This is a genomic window from Duncaniella muricolitica (assembly GCF_910574735.1).
Lineage (GTDB): Bacteria > Bacteroidota > Bacteroidia > Bacteroidales > Muribaculaceae > Duncaniella > Duncaniella muricolitica.
Window position 1 is genome coordinate 1 of the sequence record NZ_CAJTCF010000037.1, and the last position, 16,135, is coordinate 16,135.

Sequence of the window (16,135 nt, forward strand, 5' to 3'; positions counted from 1 at the left end):
TAGACTGAATATCAAAACGGAGAGCCGGATACGCTGGAAGGTGTACGTCCGGTTCGGAGGCGAGTATTTGGAAACCGGTCATGATTATATGACACGGCGCCGGGTGCTTAGCCTACATTTCAAGTATGTGTGACGTGAAAAGTTGCATCAGTGGCTGTCAGCCGTTCACTCAGAGGAGTGAAAAGAGTTGACCTATTGTTTCGCCAATAGTAGCCTACGGCAGGTGCGTCTTATGATGTACCAAGCTGCTCGGACAAGGTAACCCTCCCGAAAGGGTCGAGAATGAACTGTGAGGGGACTTCAAGAACCGCAAGCATTATGCGGTTGGGGGGCTTGGCTTGACGGCATGGCTAACGCAAGTGAACTGTCAGAACCATCGTTAAGTCGAACAAGCTTACGAATGCTTACAAGCTTGAACCAAAACGGTGTGTGGCCGGATAACCCTGTGGATTTTGGGGTTACGCGAACAACAGAGCCACCGGTGGAGAGGCAGAGCCTAAACCGTCATTGGCACTGATGCAGAACACGGTAAGCCTATATATCTCCATGAGCAATCATGGTAGGTCGAACGCAAGGGAGGCACAATGGTATGTAGGTAAAGGAAATTCGGAAAAAGCGAACGCCGCTCTGTAACGGAGCGGATACGGATTGACCTCATTGCCATGTATGGCAGAGAGCCACATCATCCGACATGAAAGTGTGCAGACTTCCGATATGGTAACATTTTACAAGATAACTTTTAGAACTTATGAAAGGAGAAAAGCAAATGGACGAGCCTAAAAACTCGTGTGCATCTTCTGACCACAAGGAAGCAACTTGGGAAAACATTGATTGGAACAAGTGTGAGAAAGCGGTCAGTAAGCTACAAGCGCGTATTGTAAAAGCTCAGAAAGAGGGTAAGTTCGGCAAGGTGAAGGCTTTGCAATGGACTCTTACCCACTCGTTTTACGCCAAGGCATTGGCAGTAAAACGTGTCACTTCAAATGATGGCAAAAAGACTTCGGGCGTTGACAAGGTATTGTGGTCAACTCCGAAATCGAAATACAAAGCCATCTTCACACTCAGAAGAAGAGGCTACAAGCCTCAGCCTTTGAGACGAGTGTTCATAAAGAAGCACAATGGCAAACAGAGACCGTTGGGCATCCCCACAATGAAAGACAGAGCGATGCAGGCACTCCACCTACTCGCTTTGGAACCAGTATCGGAAACAACTGCCGACAACTATTCCTTTGGCTTCAGAAAGGAAAGAGGCACTGCCGACGCAATGGCGCGTTGCCATACTCTTCTTGCAAAGGGGTACTCGCCACAATGGATTCTGGAGGGTGACATCAAAGGGTGCTTTGACCACATCAGCCACGACTGGCTGATGAGGCATATTCCAATGGATAAAACCATATTAGGAAAATGGCTTAAATGTGGTTATATCTTTGAAAACGAAGTCTTCCCGACAGACGAGGGTACACCGCAAGGTGGTATCATATCGCCAACGCTTGCTAATATGGCACTCGATGGATTACAGAAACTACTCGAAGACAACTTCCCTTGGGAATCAAAGAAAGGTTCTACGGGTTGGTACTGTCCGAAAGTAAGGCTTGTCAGGTTCGCAGATGATTTCATTATCACGGGCGAATCAAAGGAGCTGCTGGAACATAAAGTCAAACCGTTGGTTGCATCGTTTCTTGCGGAAAGAGGTCTTACCTTATCCGAAGAGAAAACGCTGATAACCCATATAGACGACGGTTTTGACTTCCTCGGCTTCAATGTCCGCAAATTCAATGGCACTCTGCTGACGAGACCAGCCAAAGACCGTGTAAAGAGAATGTTGGATAAAGTAAAGCGAGAGATACACCGCTCACGTGGAACTTCCCAACATGAACTTATCATGCGTCTCAATCCAATTCTCAAAGGATGGGCGAACTATTATCAATATAGTGCGGCCTCGGAAACTTTCCGAAAAGCGGACTATCTAATCTTCAAGAAACTATGGCGATGGGGAATCCGCAGGCACGGAAATAAAAACCGTACCTGGATTAAACAACGCTACTTCCACAAGATTGGTAACAGAGACTGGGTATTTGCTACGACAAAAATTGACTCGAAGGGTGAAGAATACTTCGTCCCTCTGACGATATTGTTTAATACCAAAATCCAGACATATCCGCAACTGAAATGTGGACTCAACCCATTTGACCCCGAATGGATGGAATACCGTGATAAACGGCGCACCGTCAAAATGAAGATGTCGATGAGTGGGAAAAGGACGCTTTTCAATATTTGGAAAAGACAAAACCAAAGATGTCCAATCTGCGGCGAGCCGATAACAGTTGAAACACCGTGGCATACAATGATGTCAACTGCCAAAGGCAAGAACACATTGTCAATCGTCCATGAAAGCTGTTATCTGAGTGTGACACACAAAAAGAAGTGTAAAAATGAGCGTGTTTCGGAATAAGTCTGAAATATTGTTGCTTGAGCCGTGTGATGGGAAACTATCACGCACGGTTCTTAGGGGGGGAAGCGCCCGCAAGGGCGCCGACCTACCCGCCCCCGACCTATCTACTATTGCCTACAACCATTTGCTGAACCACCCGGACGGCTACAAGGTAAAGCCGAAGTTCTATGTGATCAACTTCGACGACCCGCGACGCTCTCATCGGTGCAATCCCATTCACCCGGATTTTATGGAAGATATTACGGATGCCTATGAGAGTGCCTACACAATAATGCTCAACCTCAATAAAACGTGGGTGCAAAAGCAGGGCGACTTCTTCGTGGAGTCACCTATCATTCTGTTTGCCAGTATTATCTGGTATCTCAAAATCTATCAGAACGGGAAGTTTTGCACGTTTCCCCATGCTATCGAGTTTCTGAACCGCCGTTACGAGGATATATTTCCGATACTGACCTCTTATCCGGAGCTGGAGAACTACCTTTCGCCGTTCATGGATGCGTGGCTTGGAGGGGCTGCGGAGCAGCTCATGGGTCAGATAGCGTCGGCAAAAATCCCGCTTTCGAGGATGATTTCACCGCAGCTCTACTGGGTGATGTCAGACAGCGAGTTTACGCTGGACATCAACAATCCCGAAGAGCCGAAAATCCTCTGCGTGGGTAACAATCCCGACCGTCAGAATATCTACGGTGCGGCACTCGGTCTGTATAATTCCCGTATCGTGAAGCTCATCAACAAGAAGGGGATGCTGAAGTCATCGGTCATCATCGACGAGTTGCCCACAATATACTTCAAAGGGTTGGACAATCTTATAGCTACCGCCCGAAGCAACAAGGTTGCCGTGTGTCTGGGCTTTCAGGATTTCAGCCAGTTAGTGCGTGACTACGGGGACAAAGAGGCGAAAGTGGTGATGAACACTGTCGGCAATATTTTCTCCGGTCAGGTGGTGGGGGAAACAGCCAAGACGCTCTCCGAGCGGTTCGGTAAGGTGTTGCAGAAACGGCAGTCCATCTCCATCAACCGGCAGGATGTTTCCACCTCCATCAACACGCAGATGGACGCGCTCATTCCACCGAGTAAGATTTCCGGGCTTACGCAGGGAATGTTTGTCGGTTCTGTATCCGACAACTTCAACGAGCGTATCGAGCAGAAGATTTTTCATTGCGAGATTGTGGTGGATGCCGAAAAGGTGAAACGGGAAGAAAGTGCCTACAAGAAAATTCCCGTCATTACAAACTTCACGGACGAGGACGGCAACGACCGCATGAAGGAAACGGTGCAGGCGAACTACCGGCGCATCAAGGAAGAGGTGAAGCAGATTGTGCAGGAGGAACTGGAGCGTATCAAAAACGATCCGGTGCTGTGTAAACTGCTACCAGATAATGAGACTGTCTAACAAGTCCCCAAAATTGAAAATTATCCCTATCGAAGTTTGAAGTGACCCCCAAAAGTTGGATACAATTTTTTTGGGGGGCACTTCAGTTCTGACGGGTAAAATCGTAAAATTCGGACTTGTTAGACAAATACTTACGCGGTTTCAACCTCAGGTACTGAATCTATCGAATTGACAAATTTAACCAATTGCGGATCTGAATCTTTTTGTATGAGGTTTCGGAGACTCTTTTTCAATTCATAAGCATCATCCCCTGCTGTATTTATTAAATCCATATAAAAATCTTTGTTTTGCAGAATCAATGAACGGCATGCCCCATCGGAAATTACAGGTTTCACTATTTTATCAATAACGTCTCCAGCTTGACTTTTCAAATTACCATGCGATCTAAGCCATGTTTCGAAAAATTGAAACTTTATTGCATTGATAGTCTTTTTACCGATGCAGAAATCATTTCTTATATCGGTAACTGTCGATTTAATTTTTCGTTTATCCAATCTTTCAACTATATTCTTGAAACAATTAGGGAAAGGATTCAAACTTTGAGTTCCAGAAGCAATATCCATCAGAATCTTTTTGCCAAATTCAGTCAAGTTATCTGGCAAGGATTTGATTTTAGCCAGTAAATGTTTTATTGCGACAAACCAATAATATGATGTATGTGCTGTTCTTTGGGCGTATAATGTATCAACACTTATTTCAGACAACGCTTCGAACGCTATTTTATTGATATGATCGGTCAGGACATTGCTTATTTTAGTGGTCAAATCGTAAAAAGATGCGTCAGGAATTACATCTTTAATATTGTTCTTAGTGATATACTTATCCAAATCGGTATTCCACTCTGCTAAATGCTCGATAAATACCTCATCCGTTACACCTATTCTGTTCTTAATATCTTCAAATTGGGGCAATATGTCTGAGAGCAATAATTTATAGCCAAGTTTATGATTTACCATGTATTGTAGTGTTTCATTTAATAGCGGTATATTCCATCCCACACTATTTACTAATAAGTCTCCATGATCCACATAATAGTCCATGAGTTCTGCAACATATTTTATATCTCCACCCTCTATTAAGGAAACGGAATGACCATGTGCCAATTGCATGGCGACTAAATCGTAATATCCAGACTCTTTAATGTTTCGGCCATCAGTTTCTAATTCAGAATGCAACTGATTTATGTAGGTTGAATCTAACGTTACAGGTAAAGGTCTTTCTTCGTCAGATGCCAATAAACGATAGGTTGTAAATATAGCCCCTATATTATCTTTATTTACATTCTGTTCATCAATGCAATTCGTGATCGCTTGCAAAAGCGTTGGAAACGTATAGGTAGAATTATCTTTTAACGTTTTTACAATATCTGCATGGTCGAAATTATCGGGTAGTAAGTTTGCCAAATAATTATCGAGCGCCTCCGAATTTGTTGCTACTTGATAATATTTATATGCTTTAGTTGTCGCGTTATCCCGATAGGCAGCATCTGTTGCATTTGCAGCTTGAATATAATCGATAAATGTATTTGGCTTGACTGTTTTTGCTTCAATCAATGACGTAAAATCGCACGCCAACTTATTTTGCGCAATAAACCTGTCTATTGCATCTAACGTTTTGAAATAGTCGCCGCCATTGAAGTCATTGAACCGAACTATCTTCTTATATAATTGAGCAATCACATGGTTTTGGCTTTCCGTGTCTAAATGCAACAGCAGTTCTTGGTATTCGACAGGGAACACCTGCTTCTCTATGGATTCTTTTAATTTCAATTGTGCTATTCTTTGCCATACACGCAGAATAACATCGCTCTTTCGAGTTAATTTATGCAAACAATGTATAATCTTATCGATAAGCGCATTGTCCATACATTGTATAACTTCTTCTAATACAGTGTCAAATTGTTTATTAGTCTCTGCATATTGATTTATGTCGTGGTCTTCTTCTCCGTTGATGCAGCCTTCAATATATTTTTTCAATGGAATTTGTCGAGCATCTTCAACATCGACACCATATACCAAAGCTGCAATTTCGCGTTGTGTTTGCAGATCATTGTTAATTATTGTTTGAATGCCATTCAGATAGTCGCCGGACAATATTTGTTCTACTGGATTTGCCAGAATATCCGTCTTCTTCAAACAGAACAATGCTATGTTTATCATCAAAATTTCGTTACACCACTCTTGTTTAAGAGCGACCATCTCATTGATATATGATATAATTTCCCTAACATTGGCATTAGGATTTACCAATCTGAATATCCGATTTATAGTTTCTTTCGCTTCATTTTCTGTTTCTCCAAATGCTTCAACAAACAGTTTGTTGAATATACTTCGATAGTCGGTAATAACAGGAGGAGCAACACGATAAACAATAGGGAAAGTTTTATTGATAAAATACTTGGTCAGTTGTTTCGTTTGTTCGTCGGTCTCATCTCCGAATGCACAAGCTAAATGTGTTTCATCGAAAGGAATAACAGCCCAAACATTTTCAAAACCGCTATCGGCGAAGAACGTATGGATAGAAGACCATAATTCTTTTACTTTTTCAGCGGGGAGACGATCCATGTTGTCAAAAACAAGGACTAATTTACGTTGTCCTTTTTCCTTGATAAAATCAGAAATGTCTTGCATCCATGTTTTGAACTCGTAAACCGTTGGTTCGTCTTCGCTCAAAGTCTCATAGCAAACGTCCTTTTCGACTTTATCTTGATAAATAGCTAACATATAACTCCATCCATATTTATGATCTTTGCTATATGCCCATTTCCAAACGCACAATGCAATAAGAACTGGCAGTGCAGCTATGATAATAGACAATAAAGAAAACCACCATGTTGTGGGTGTAGGTTTTACTGCATACGCAATAAATGTAAATATCGGAGTTAAAACTGCAACCAAAAATGCCGCAACCATACCATTACTGATAAGGGGATATTTTTCGGTTACGGTCTCCGTTTTACGGGCTAATAAATATTTCAGCTTTTCAGACCATGATACGGTTTTCGTACCTCCACCTTTGACTTTTATTGTTGCATTTCCAGATAGGATACCATCATCAATAAGTTTGCTTGTAAGCAATTCCAATATAGAGCGGCGTTGCAAGTCCTCTTGATGTCCCCATGCGTCATACTCAAAAAAGTAATAGTCGTCTGATAATTCACGTTCCAACATTTTAACCACGTTGGATTTTCCAGATCCCCAAATACCTTCGATGCCGATAATTCGAGGTAAAGTACATTCCTCATCCAATGAATCATTCTGACAAAAATGGCGAGCAATAGTTTTTGCCAACCTTTCTTGCGAACCTCCATCGAATTTGTCAATACCACACGGTTTATTTTGGATAAACCGCGGATATTGCTGTTTGGATTGTAGTTTTGTTTCCATATACGTAATTTATTGATTATACGAACTCCAAATAATTCTCCCGATTTACCACATGAAACTCGGCATAGGGATAGGCTTCTTGGAAGGCTTTCGGTGCGGCCGGCATTTTATTTCCCCACTTGAACTCCAAGGCGGTAAGACTGTCGGCACTCTCCTCAATCAGGTCGATTTCCTGTTTGTCGTAGGTGCGCCAGAAATAGAACTCCCTGTGCAGTCCCTCATTGAAGTTCGCTTTGCGCCGCTCTCCGATGATGTAGTTCTCCCACAGCGCACCGACATCCTGCCGAATGGCCAGCGGTGAGAAAGCCCCGATAATGGCATTGCGAATGCCGTTGTCGTAGAAGTACCACTTGCCAGCTTTTGTAACCTCCTTGCGTAGGTTACGCGAATAAGCCCCCAGACGATAGATAACGAAGACCTTTTCCAATAGGTCGAGGTATTTTTCAACGGTCGTCTTGCTCATGCCGAGTTGTTTACCTAACTCTTCGTAAGAAACTTCGCTGCCCAACTGAAAAGCTATCAATCGCAGTAGATCGCGCATCTTGCTCGAATTTTTTAAGCCGTCAATTGCTAAGATATCTTTAAGCAGGTATGCACCGACAATATCACGTAGGTAGTCTGTTTTACGTTCATAGTTCTCCATCATTACTACTTCGGGATAGGAACCGTAAATCAAGCGCGCTTCGAGGTTCTGGCGGGTTTCAAGTGCCGTTTCCGTCTGTGCGATTTCCCGTTGCGAGAATGGTGTAAGGAGAAATTGCGTACTGCGGCCGACCAACGGTTCACCAGTCTTATTCAGCAAATCGAATGACGAAGAACCACTTGCCAAGACACTTATTCCCGGTATTTCATCAACTATCAACTTCAGAATACTACCGATTTGTGGTATGTTCTGTGCCTCATCAATAGCCAGCAAATCAATACCATCCAATAAATGCCGATAATTGGCTATTGAGCGATTCTCCAATAGTGCTAATGTGTCGTAGTCTTCGCCGTTGAGCATCATCGTCCTACCTGAATAGTTGTCCACAATTTTACGCATCATTACCGTTTTACCAACACGGCGAGCACCAAAAATCAGTACTGCTTTATTGGGCGCGATTCGTGCTGTAATCTTCTCTTGAAGTATTCTATTTACTGTTTCCATACCTTATAAAATATAATGCAAAGATAATCATATTTTTTTAATTGGCGAATTTTACAAAAAAAACGGGCTATTAAATGGCGATTTTTACAACCACAATCTTATGGAAGTTGTTTCATTGTTTTTAGTAATGATATATGTTCATACTATGATGACTCAATAATTTACCAGACATACGTTTCTGAAATTTGTCCTTATAGGAATGAAAAACTCACATATATTGTGCTAATTAATATATAATTAAATGAAAATAAAAAGACAGGATACGAGTATTCCTGTCTTCTCATATGTAATGGATATTTTTTTATTTTCTCATCCGCTCCAACTCCTCATCACGCAACATTCTCTCGTTCAGTTTTTCCTGCATCCTGTCAATGAAATAGGTGCGGCTTTCGTTCTTCCGGCGTTTGATATCAGTGTAGAAGCGGTAGCAGTCTTTAGAATCAACCCCGAATATCTTATAGAGAAGTGGGGCGAGCTGTTTGAGCGGCATATTGCCGTTGTTGATGCAGCCCATCACGTCTATGCCGTAGATAAGTTCCACGAGGTCGATGGCATTGCCCGTCCATTGAAGAAGGCTGGCGGTGGTTTCTGTTGCGTTGTTGGCGGATATTAGTGGTGGCACTTGGGGCGTGGCAAGGAATTTCTGCATCTTTCTTACGAAAGACAGAGCCTTGCTGACGTAGGCGGCAATCTCTCTTTTTTCTTCTGACAGATTACGTACGGGATGGTGCTGCAACTCGATTTCGATGTAGGCAAGCGCGATGACGGTAAGGTTCATGTCCATGCCGCCGTTGCACAGTTCGATCACTTGGGTGGCGAAAGCCGTGTATGCCGTTTCCATATTGCAGTCGCCGGCTTCGTTTATCAGGCGGAAAAAGTCGGTTTCCGCCAGCAAGAAATAATTCATGGTTCTGTCAATTTTGAAAATTACACTTTGTTTTCTGCGTGCGCACATGAATATAATTGGCAAAAAACGCGGCAGAAAATAAAAAATCCAACACTCAATTTTACAAAGTGCTGGATTTCAGAGGTATAAAATTCAGTATTTTTTCACAAGGACAAATTATCTCCGACTTAAATTGTTTGTAATCGGAACATTTATTCTATTCCTGAAAATAGAAATGTATGCTTGCCGCACATTTTGGCTATCTTGCTTTTTTATCAAGGATATAGATAATGCGACATACACCGTTGGGATAGCTTTTCAAAGAGGAAAGCGTCCAGTGTTGCTCTGGCAGAGCCGACTTAAAAAAATGTCGTCCGCTTCCGGATATGAAAGGAACGGTGTATAGTATGATTTCATCCACAGCGTGCATCCGCAGCAGTCCGTTTATATAGTCTGCCGTGTCCGGTGTGGCTTCCGCGAGGTAACGGATGTTTGTGCAGTCTTTTCTCCATTCGTGCAGCATTGAAATGGAATAGTCCGGTGTCACACGGTAAAAGGCTTTCTTCCTGATTTCATCAAGACCGCAACGGTCAAGGCACAAATCCTGATGTGCTTTATCATATAACTCTGAAGAAAGACATCCGTCCATCGTCAGTACGGCGAGAATCTGAACTTTACCCATAATCGTTTCCTTTCGTTAGGCAAGGGTAAAAAAGTAGCGTGCAATTCACACTACCTTCAAGCGATGGCTCTGGTAAAGCCTTTACGGAGAGTACGTGAATGCACGCTATGCGTAAGCATAGCATAAGCATCACGCAATCGTCTCCGTAGTTCCAATTTACCAGATTTTCGCTTGAAACGCCTTGCGGTCTTATCCTATATGTTGGCGGCGAAAAGCTCCTGCCAATCGCCGTTTTTCTCAAATGTTATGCAAAGATAGCCAAATTCAGTGAATTACGGGCTATGATTGCTTGAATTTATATTTAAGTCCATACTCTTCAAGTTTGCTGTATAGTGTTGTCCTGCCTATGCCGAGCAGTTCTGCGGCGACACTCCGGTTGCCGTTTGCCTGTTTCAACGCACGCAATATCCGCTCCTTATCCTCCGCGTCATTGCGCAAGGCGAAGCTGACAGTAGAGGTCGGTTTCGTCACGGCAAGTTCCAGATGCTCTTTCATGACAACACCTTCCTGCGCCTGCAATACAGCACCCATAACTTTCTGCCGAAGTTCCCGCACGTTGCCCGGCCATGCGTGTGTCAGCAACGCTTTACGTGCTTCGGAACTGAACCCGCTCACGCTACAATCCAGCTCTCTGTTTGCCATATCACGGAAGAACTCTGCCAGCGGCATAATGTCTTCTTGACAGTCACGCAACGGAGGAACGGTTATCCCGAAGTCGTGCAGGCGGTACAGAAGATCCTGCCGAAAACGCTTTTCATTCACCGATACCTCCAAATCTTCATTGGTAGCAGCGATGATGCGGACATTGAAATTCCGGTCTGCCTTGTCTCCGACCGGGCGATACCGCCTCTCCTGTATGGCACGGAGCAACATCTGTTGGGTTTCCAACGCGAGGTTTCCTACCTCGTCCAGAAACAACGTGCCGCCTTCCGCCTCATGGAAATATCCTTTCTTGGCATTGTCCGCACCTGTAAATGCACCTTTGACGTGTCCGAAGAAAGCCGACGGTGCAAGCTCTTTGGAGAGTGAACCGCAGTCCACCGCCACAAATGGCTTGCCTGCACGTTTGCTCTTGTCATGCAACAGGTGGGCAATATGCTCCTTGCCCGTGCCGTTCTCACCAAATATCATCACGCTCATATCGGTGGCGGCTACCAGCCTTATGCGGTGCATGATTTTCTGAAAGGCGGAACCTTCACGGGCGAATATAGGCATACGGCGTTGTCCTGCCTGACGTTCTTTCAGTATGGAACGGATCAGGGGGACAAGTTTATCCTCCACAAGCTGTTTGGGAATATAGTCTATCGAGCCGAGTTTCATGCTTTCCACGGCGGTATTAACTTCGGCGTAGTCGGTCATAATGATGAAGGGCTGCATCTTTCCCTCCTTTCGCATCCAGCACAAAAGGTCTATGCCACTGCCGTCAGGCAGACGCAGGTCGGCAACCACGATATCATTATCTGTTGCCTGTTGCAGATGTTTCTTCGCGGTTGAGAGGTGGTAAGCCTTCATATTGCGGTAGCCCTCCCGTGACAGCATATTGCAGACATATTCGCAATACACGATGTTGTCTTCCACCACAATTATTTTTGTCTTATTCATCTTCGTATTTTCTCCTTTCCTCTTCTGCCAACCGTATTATTTCCACTCCCTTATCCAGCACGGCAGTCACGGCATGGCTTAACGCTTCACCATCCGGGAGAGCATCGCCACGAAGCAATCCGTAAAGTACATTCAGCGGTTGGTCGGCACGGAGCACCTCCCACGAACTGCGCAGGTGGTGGATCAGGGAATCCAGCTTTTGCAGGTCTTTTTCTTTTGCTGCATCCCGTACCGCCTGCATTTCCTTTTCTGTTTCAGTTATCAACTTTTCCAGCATGACGGCTTCATTGCCATAGGACAATAAGGCGGAAAAGTCCGGTTTCCCGTCCGGTGTCGCTTTTATGGCACACCTGTCGGAAACCTCCATCAGTTCCGATATGGAGAACGGTTTGAACAGGCATCCGGCAAAGCCTTTTGCCAATAGTTCCCCTTTGTTACAACTGCCCGAAGCGGTTGCCACAACCACCGGGATTGTTGGTGAATTGCCCACGTTGGACGAACGCAACAGTTCCAGCAATTCGAAACCGTTTATATCGGGCATATTCAAGTCTGTCAGCAACAGGCTGTATTCTTTCTGGCGTATCATTTCCATCAGTGCCGCAGCATCGGTGCAAGTGTCGCAGTGTATTCCTTCTTGGGAATACATCTCTTTCAGCATCAGAAGTAATACCTCATCATTGTCAATGGCGACAACATCATGGAATTTATTGTTATGATAAACAGGTGTATTGCTTGTATATCCAAGCTGTTCTTCAGCTTCCTGCATAGAAATTTCAACTGTGAAACGACTGCCTTTCCCTTTCTTGCTGTCTAAACGGATTGTTCCGCCAAGCATCGACACAATATTACGCATTATGGCAAGCCCAAGCCCGAAACCCTCCTTTGCGGCGGCATTTGATAGACGTTCAAACGCACCGAACGCTTGTTTCTGTTCCTCTTCTGTCATGCCTGTACCTGTATCTTCAACGACCAGTGTCAGAACTCCATTATCATATTCAGTAATCAAAGAAACACCGCCTTCTTCTGTGAACTTGACAGCGTTTGACAGCAGGTTATTCCCGATTTGTATTATTCGCTCTTTGTCGGTCAATACAATGGCATCGTGTCCAGTCTTCACGGACAAGGACAGCCCTTTGTTCACGGCAACAGGCATGAACTCCGTTTCAAGTGTGTGCGTGATTGCTGAAATCCGGCAGGGTGACAGACGGGGCTGTTCCTTGCCGTTGTCCAGGCGGAAGAAGTCAAGCAAAGTGTTAAGCATATCCCGCATACGGTCGGAGGATTGCAGTATGTTTTGGATATACTGCCCGGACTTATCCTCACACTGTTCTTTCCGTATCAGTCCGGCATAGCCTGTTATTGCTGTCAGCGGTGTGCGCAGTTCATGGGTGATAGTATGTACCGCCTTCTTCCTTGACGTTATCAGTGCCTCGTTCCGTTGTACGGATTGTTCCAGTTGCCTTATCAAATCAGTTGTCTTGTGCTTGTATTGTTTAATGCTTTTTGCATCACGATGTATGATGATGTAGGAAATTAACAACAATAGAAGAACGAATCCCATTAAACCGCCTACTTGCATAAATGACTTTTCACGCATGGCAACTATTTCGTTTTCCCGGCTTTGCAGTTCGGTTTGTACCTTTTCTTCTATTTGGCAAATCAATTCTTGCAGTTGTCTGTTAAGTTCTGCATTACGAGCTGCAAGGCTGTCGGCTTGTTCCGACAATTGGCGATCCTGCACTTTCTGTTCGCTGATTACGTTTCTATTGACCGAATGAAGGATAGTGGTTGATACTGCTGGAGTTACTTCCTTTTTTTTGCCGAATATGCCTAAGAAACCTTTTCGTTTTGGCTTTTTGGACTGTTCCTGCACACTTTTCTGTACAATAACCGGAATTTGATTGGCTATCTTCTTGTTAATAGATTGTTGTTCATCCATTAACCGGACTATCTGGAACATCTGTCGTTCCTTATCCTCTAAAAGACTGCGCACACTATCGATGCGCTCTGCTGGATAGGTGGCCTTGAAACGGCAGAGCATACTGTCCATTGCCATACGCCGTGCATGGTAATGCTCGATATCTTTATCGTTCCATTCCAGTATTGTTTCACCCAATAGAGAAAATTTTATCATTTGAATATTGATATTGTTTATTTCTTTTCGGAGCTCGTCTATTTTTTTATTGCCAAGTTCTAATGCTTCTATCTCCTGCCATTCATAGAGGCTATTATATGCCATACATCCGATAAGAATGGAGATAAGTATATATCCCAACCGTATTGCCTTATAGAAATTTCCTGACCGCTCCATTATTTTAATGACATTGATTTTTGGAACATGAATAAAAGTTTATCTTTTTCGTTCATGCGGATATTATCAGAATAACCGTCTTTTGTTATTTGATACCCACATGGCTTAACCATAAAAATGCCTAAGCCCTTAGTGTACGAACTTACTTCTGAGGCATAGTCTTTACTTGTATTTAATGGAACTTTCCCTTTAATATGACACCACTCATTATTACAACTGATGTCTTCAATCTCAGACATCAGTTTTTGCAAATCTGTAATAGCTTTGGAACTCGCTACTTGGGGTATCTGCAACTCAAAACAGAGCATCGGTTCGAGAATGTCCACACCTGACTGTTGCAAAGCCAGCCTGAAGACATAAGGGGTCAGCTGTCTGAAATCAGCAGGTGTACTTACCGGGCTATAATACTCGGCTTGAGTAAAAGTTACTTTCAGATCTGTCACTTCCCATCCATGTAAACCAGATTGGCAAGACATACGAATCCCTTCAAAAACGGCATTTTGAAAAGAATGGTTCAGATAACCATAGGAGATGTCACTTTCGATTTGCAACCCTGCCCCTAACGGTAAGGGTTCAAGAGTCAGCCCTATTGTGGCCCAGTAAGGGTTGGGTGGTACTTCGATCTGAATAATCTTATTGACCTTTTTTATAGGTCGTTCTTTGTAGATAGTCTTGATCTCATCAAAATGGACCTTTACGGAAAATCGTTCTTCCAGCAATGTCTGTATGATTTCCTTTTGGGTCAAACCATATAACGAGATTTCCAATTCATCACTATATGAGTTTATGGAAAAGGACAAAGACGGGTCTTCAATCCACAATGTATTCAGAGCGGATATCACCTTGCTTCTCTCTTCGGGCTTATTTGGCCGGACGGAGGATTTGAGAGCGGGATGCTGATGAGATAATCCTTGAATCAAACAAGGTTTAGCACCTAAATAATCTCCGATTCGAAAATCTTCTATATCTTCTACAATCGCGATATCATTGGCACCCACTTCATCAACATTTATCTCTCTGCCCTGATAAATAGTCTTTAGATTTTTAATCTTGATGAATTTTTCCGAATCGTTGATTCTTACAACGTCTCGAAGTCTCAGACTTCCGTCAATTATTTTAAGAAAACTTCTTTTATGCCCTTTGGGGTCATGCTCTATCTTATAGAGATAAGCTGAAAGTCTGTTTGAGACTGATGCCGGAGGAAGTATAAAAGAAGAAATGGCGTCCAACAACTCATTGATACCGATATTGAACATTGCTGATCCATGTAGCACCGGATAGACTTTGGCTTTTGCCACAAGAGCGATTATCGTATTCCAATAATCAGCCGGTGAAATTTCGCTATCCGCCAAATATCGTTCTAATATATCGTCGTCATGGTTGCATACAAATTCTTTGTATTCTTCCTTTATATATGTTTGGGAGCAAACCGGATAAACCGATCCATCGACAACAGTTTGCATAAACAGGACATCTTGCGACAGATTTGTTTTTATATCCATATACAAACGCTCCAAATTCACACCGGCACGGTCAATCTTATTGATAAATATAATTGTCGGGATTTGCAGCTTTTGTAAAGTACTGAACAGCAACTTTGTCTGCGCTTGTATGCCTTCCTTTGCGGATAAGATGAGGACTGCTCCATCAAGCATTTTGAATGTCCGCTCCACTTCCGCAATAAAATCCATGTGTCCCGGAGTGTCAATGATATTGCATTTCACTCCATTCCAGATAATAGATGTCGTAGAAGCCCGGACAGTAATTCCTCTACGTTTCTCTATATCCATAGAGTCCGTTATGGTGTCACCATTATCCACACGGCCGCACTTTTCCGTTGCTCCACTGGCAAACAGCAGATTCTCGGTTACGGAAGTTTTTCCTGCATCAATGTGAGCAAGAATTCCTAAATTTATAATATTCATTTGGATTAAGCAATAATATACTACAGTAGATGCATTGTCGAAACGCACCTTTTAATACCTCCTCGTAGCATATGAGAACTACAGGATTACTAACTCGTATTAATATGTATATTATTACTGCCGCATAACGATTACAAAATTACACAAAAAAATATATCTAACAAAAGTGGGAGGATTTTTTAACTTTTTACCATAGACATTTTATTAGGGAAGCGTAGGTTCAACTGGCAAGTACAAATAAGTAGAAATGTTTGAACAACACCGTTTTAGGAAGTTGAAAAATCAAGTTTCTCTCTCGGTATAGCGTTTATTTTGGCCAATATCTTCTTTAGTTTAGCATTTGTGTATTTC

8 protein-coding genes and 1 pseudogene are annotated in these 16,135 nt (G+C 43.2%); 2 read left to right on the forward strand and 7 right to left on the reverse strand.

The window, feature by feature from the left end; genetic code table 11:
- Positions 1 to 766: 766 nt before the first annotated feature.
- Together ltrA and QGT73_RS09425 are read left to right on the forward strand one after the other, a co-directional pair.
- Positions 767 to 2,452, forward strand: coding sequence for a group II intron reverse transcriptase/maturase (gene ltrA, locus QGT73_RS09420; protein WP_173037937.1), 1,686 nt, complete (start codon positions 767 to 769; stop codon positions 2,450 to 2,452).
- 82 nt (positions 2,453 to 2,534) lie between these two features.
- A pseudogene (locus tag QGT73_RS09425) lies at positions 2,535 to 3,845 on the forward strand (TraM recognition domain-containing protein); the annotation flags it as partial.
- Between the two features lie 131 nt (positions 3,846 to 3,976).
- Here QGT73_RS09425 and QGT73_RS09430 read toward each other — a convergent pair.
- The 7 genes from QGT73_RS09430 to tet(Q) form a co-directional block, all read right to left on the reverse strand.
- Positions 3,977 to 7,231 carry a P-loop NTPase fold protein gene (locus tag QGT73_RS09430; RefSeq protein ID WP_004291481.1) on the reverse strand — a complete coding sequence of 1,085 codons (3,255 nt, stop codon included), beginning with the start codon at positions 7,229 to 7,231 and terminating at the stop codon, positions 3,977 to 3,979.
- 16 nt (positions 7,232 to 7,247) lie between these two features.
- Positions 7,248 to 8,378, reverse strand: coding sequence for an ATP-binding protein (locus QGT73_RS09435; protein WP_004291480.1), 1,131 nt, complete (start codon positions 8,376 to 8,378; stop codon positions 7,248 to 7,250).
- Positions 8,379 to 8,679: 301 nt separating this feature from the next.
- Entirely contained in the window at positions 8,680 to 9,285 is a 606-nt protein-coding gene (locus tag QGT73_RS09440; RefSeq protein WP_004304269.1) for an RteC domain-containing protein, read from the reverse strand.
- A 238-nt stretch (positions 9,286 to 9,523) separates the two neighbouring features.
- Positions 9,524 to 9,946 carry a dihydrofolate reductase family protein gene (locus QGT73_RS09445; RefSeq protein WP_004291474.1) on the reverse strand — a complete coding sequence of 141 codons (423 nt, stop codon included), beginning with the start codon at positions 9,944 to 9,946 and terminating at the stop codon, positions 9,524 to 9,526.
- 279 nt (positions 9,947 to 10,225) lie between these two features.
- On the reverse strand, positions 10,226 to 11,548 hold the full coding sequence (locus tag QGT73_RS09450; protein ID WP_280122292.1) for a sigma-54-dependent transcriptional regulator: 1,323 nt from the start codon (positions 11,546 to 11,548) through the stop codon (positions 10,226 to 10,228).
- The gene (locus tag QGT73_RS09455; RefSeq protein WP_004291467.1) at positions 11,541 to 13,859 is read right to left on the reverse strand and encodes a hybrid sensor histidine kinase/response regulator; all 2,319 of its coding nucleotides are present in this window, start codon (positions 13,857 to 13,859) and stop codon (positions 11,541 to 11,543) included. The genes QGT73_RS09450 and QGT73_RS09455 overlap by 8 nt, the downstream gene beginning before the upstream one ends.
- Positions 13,859 to 15,784, reverse strand: a complete 1,926-nt coding sequence (gene tet(Q), locus QGT73_RS09460) for a tetracycline resistance ribosomal protection protein Tet(Q) (protein WP_004291466.1) — start codon at positions 15,782 to 15,784, stop codon at positions 13,859 to 13,861. The genes QGT73_RS09455 and tet(Q) overlap by 1 nt, the downstream gene beginning before the upstream one ends.
- Between the last annotated feature and the right edge of the window lie 351 nt (positions 15,785 to 16,135).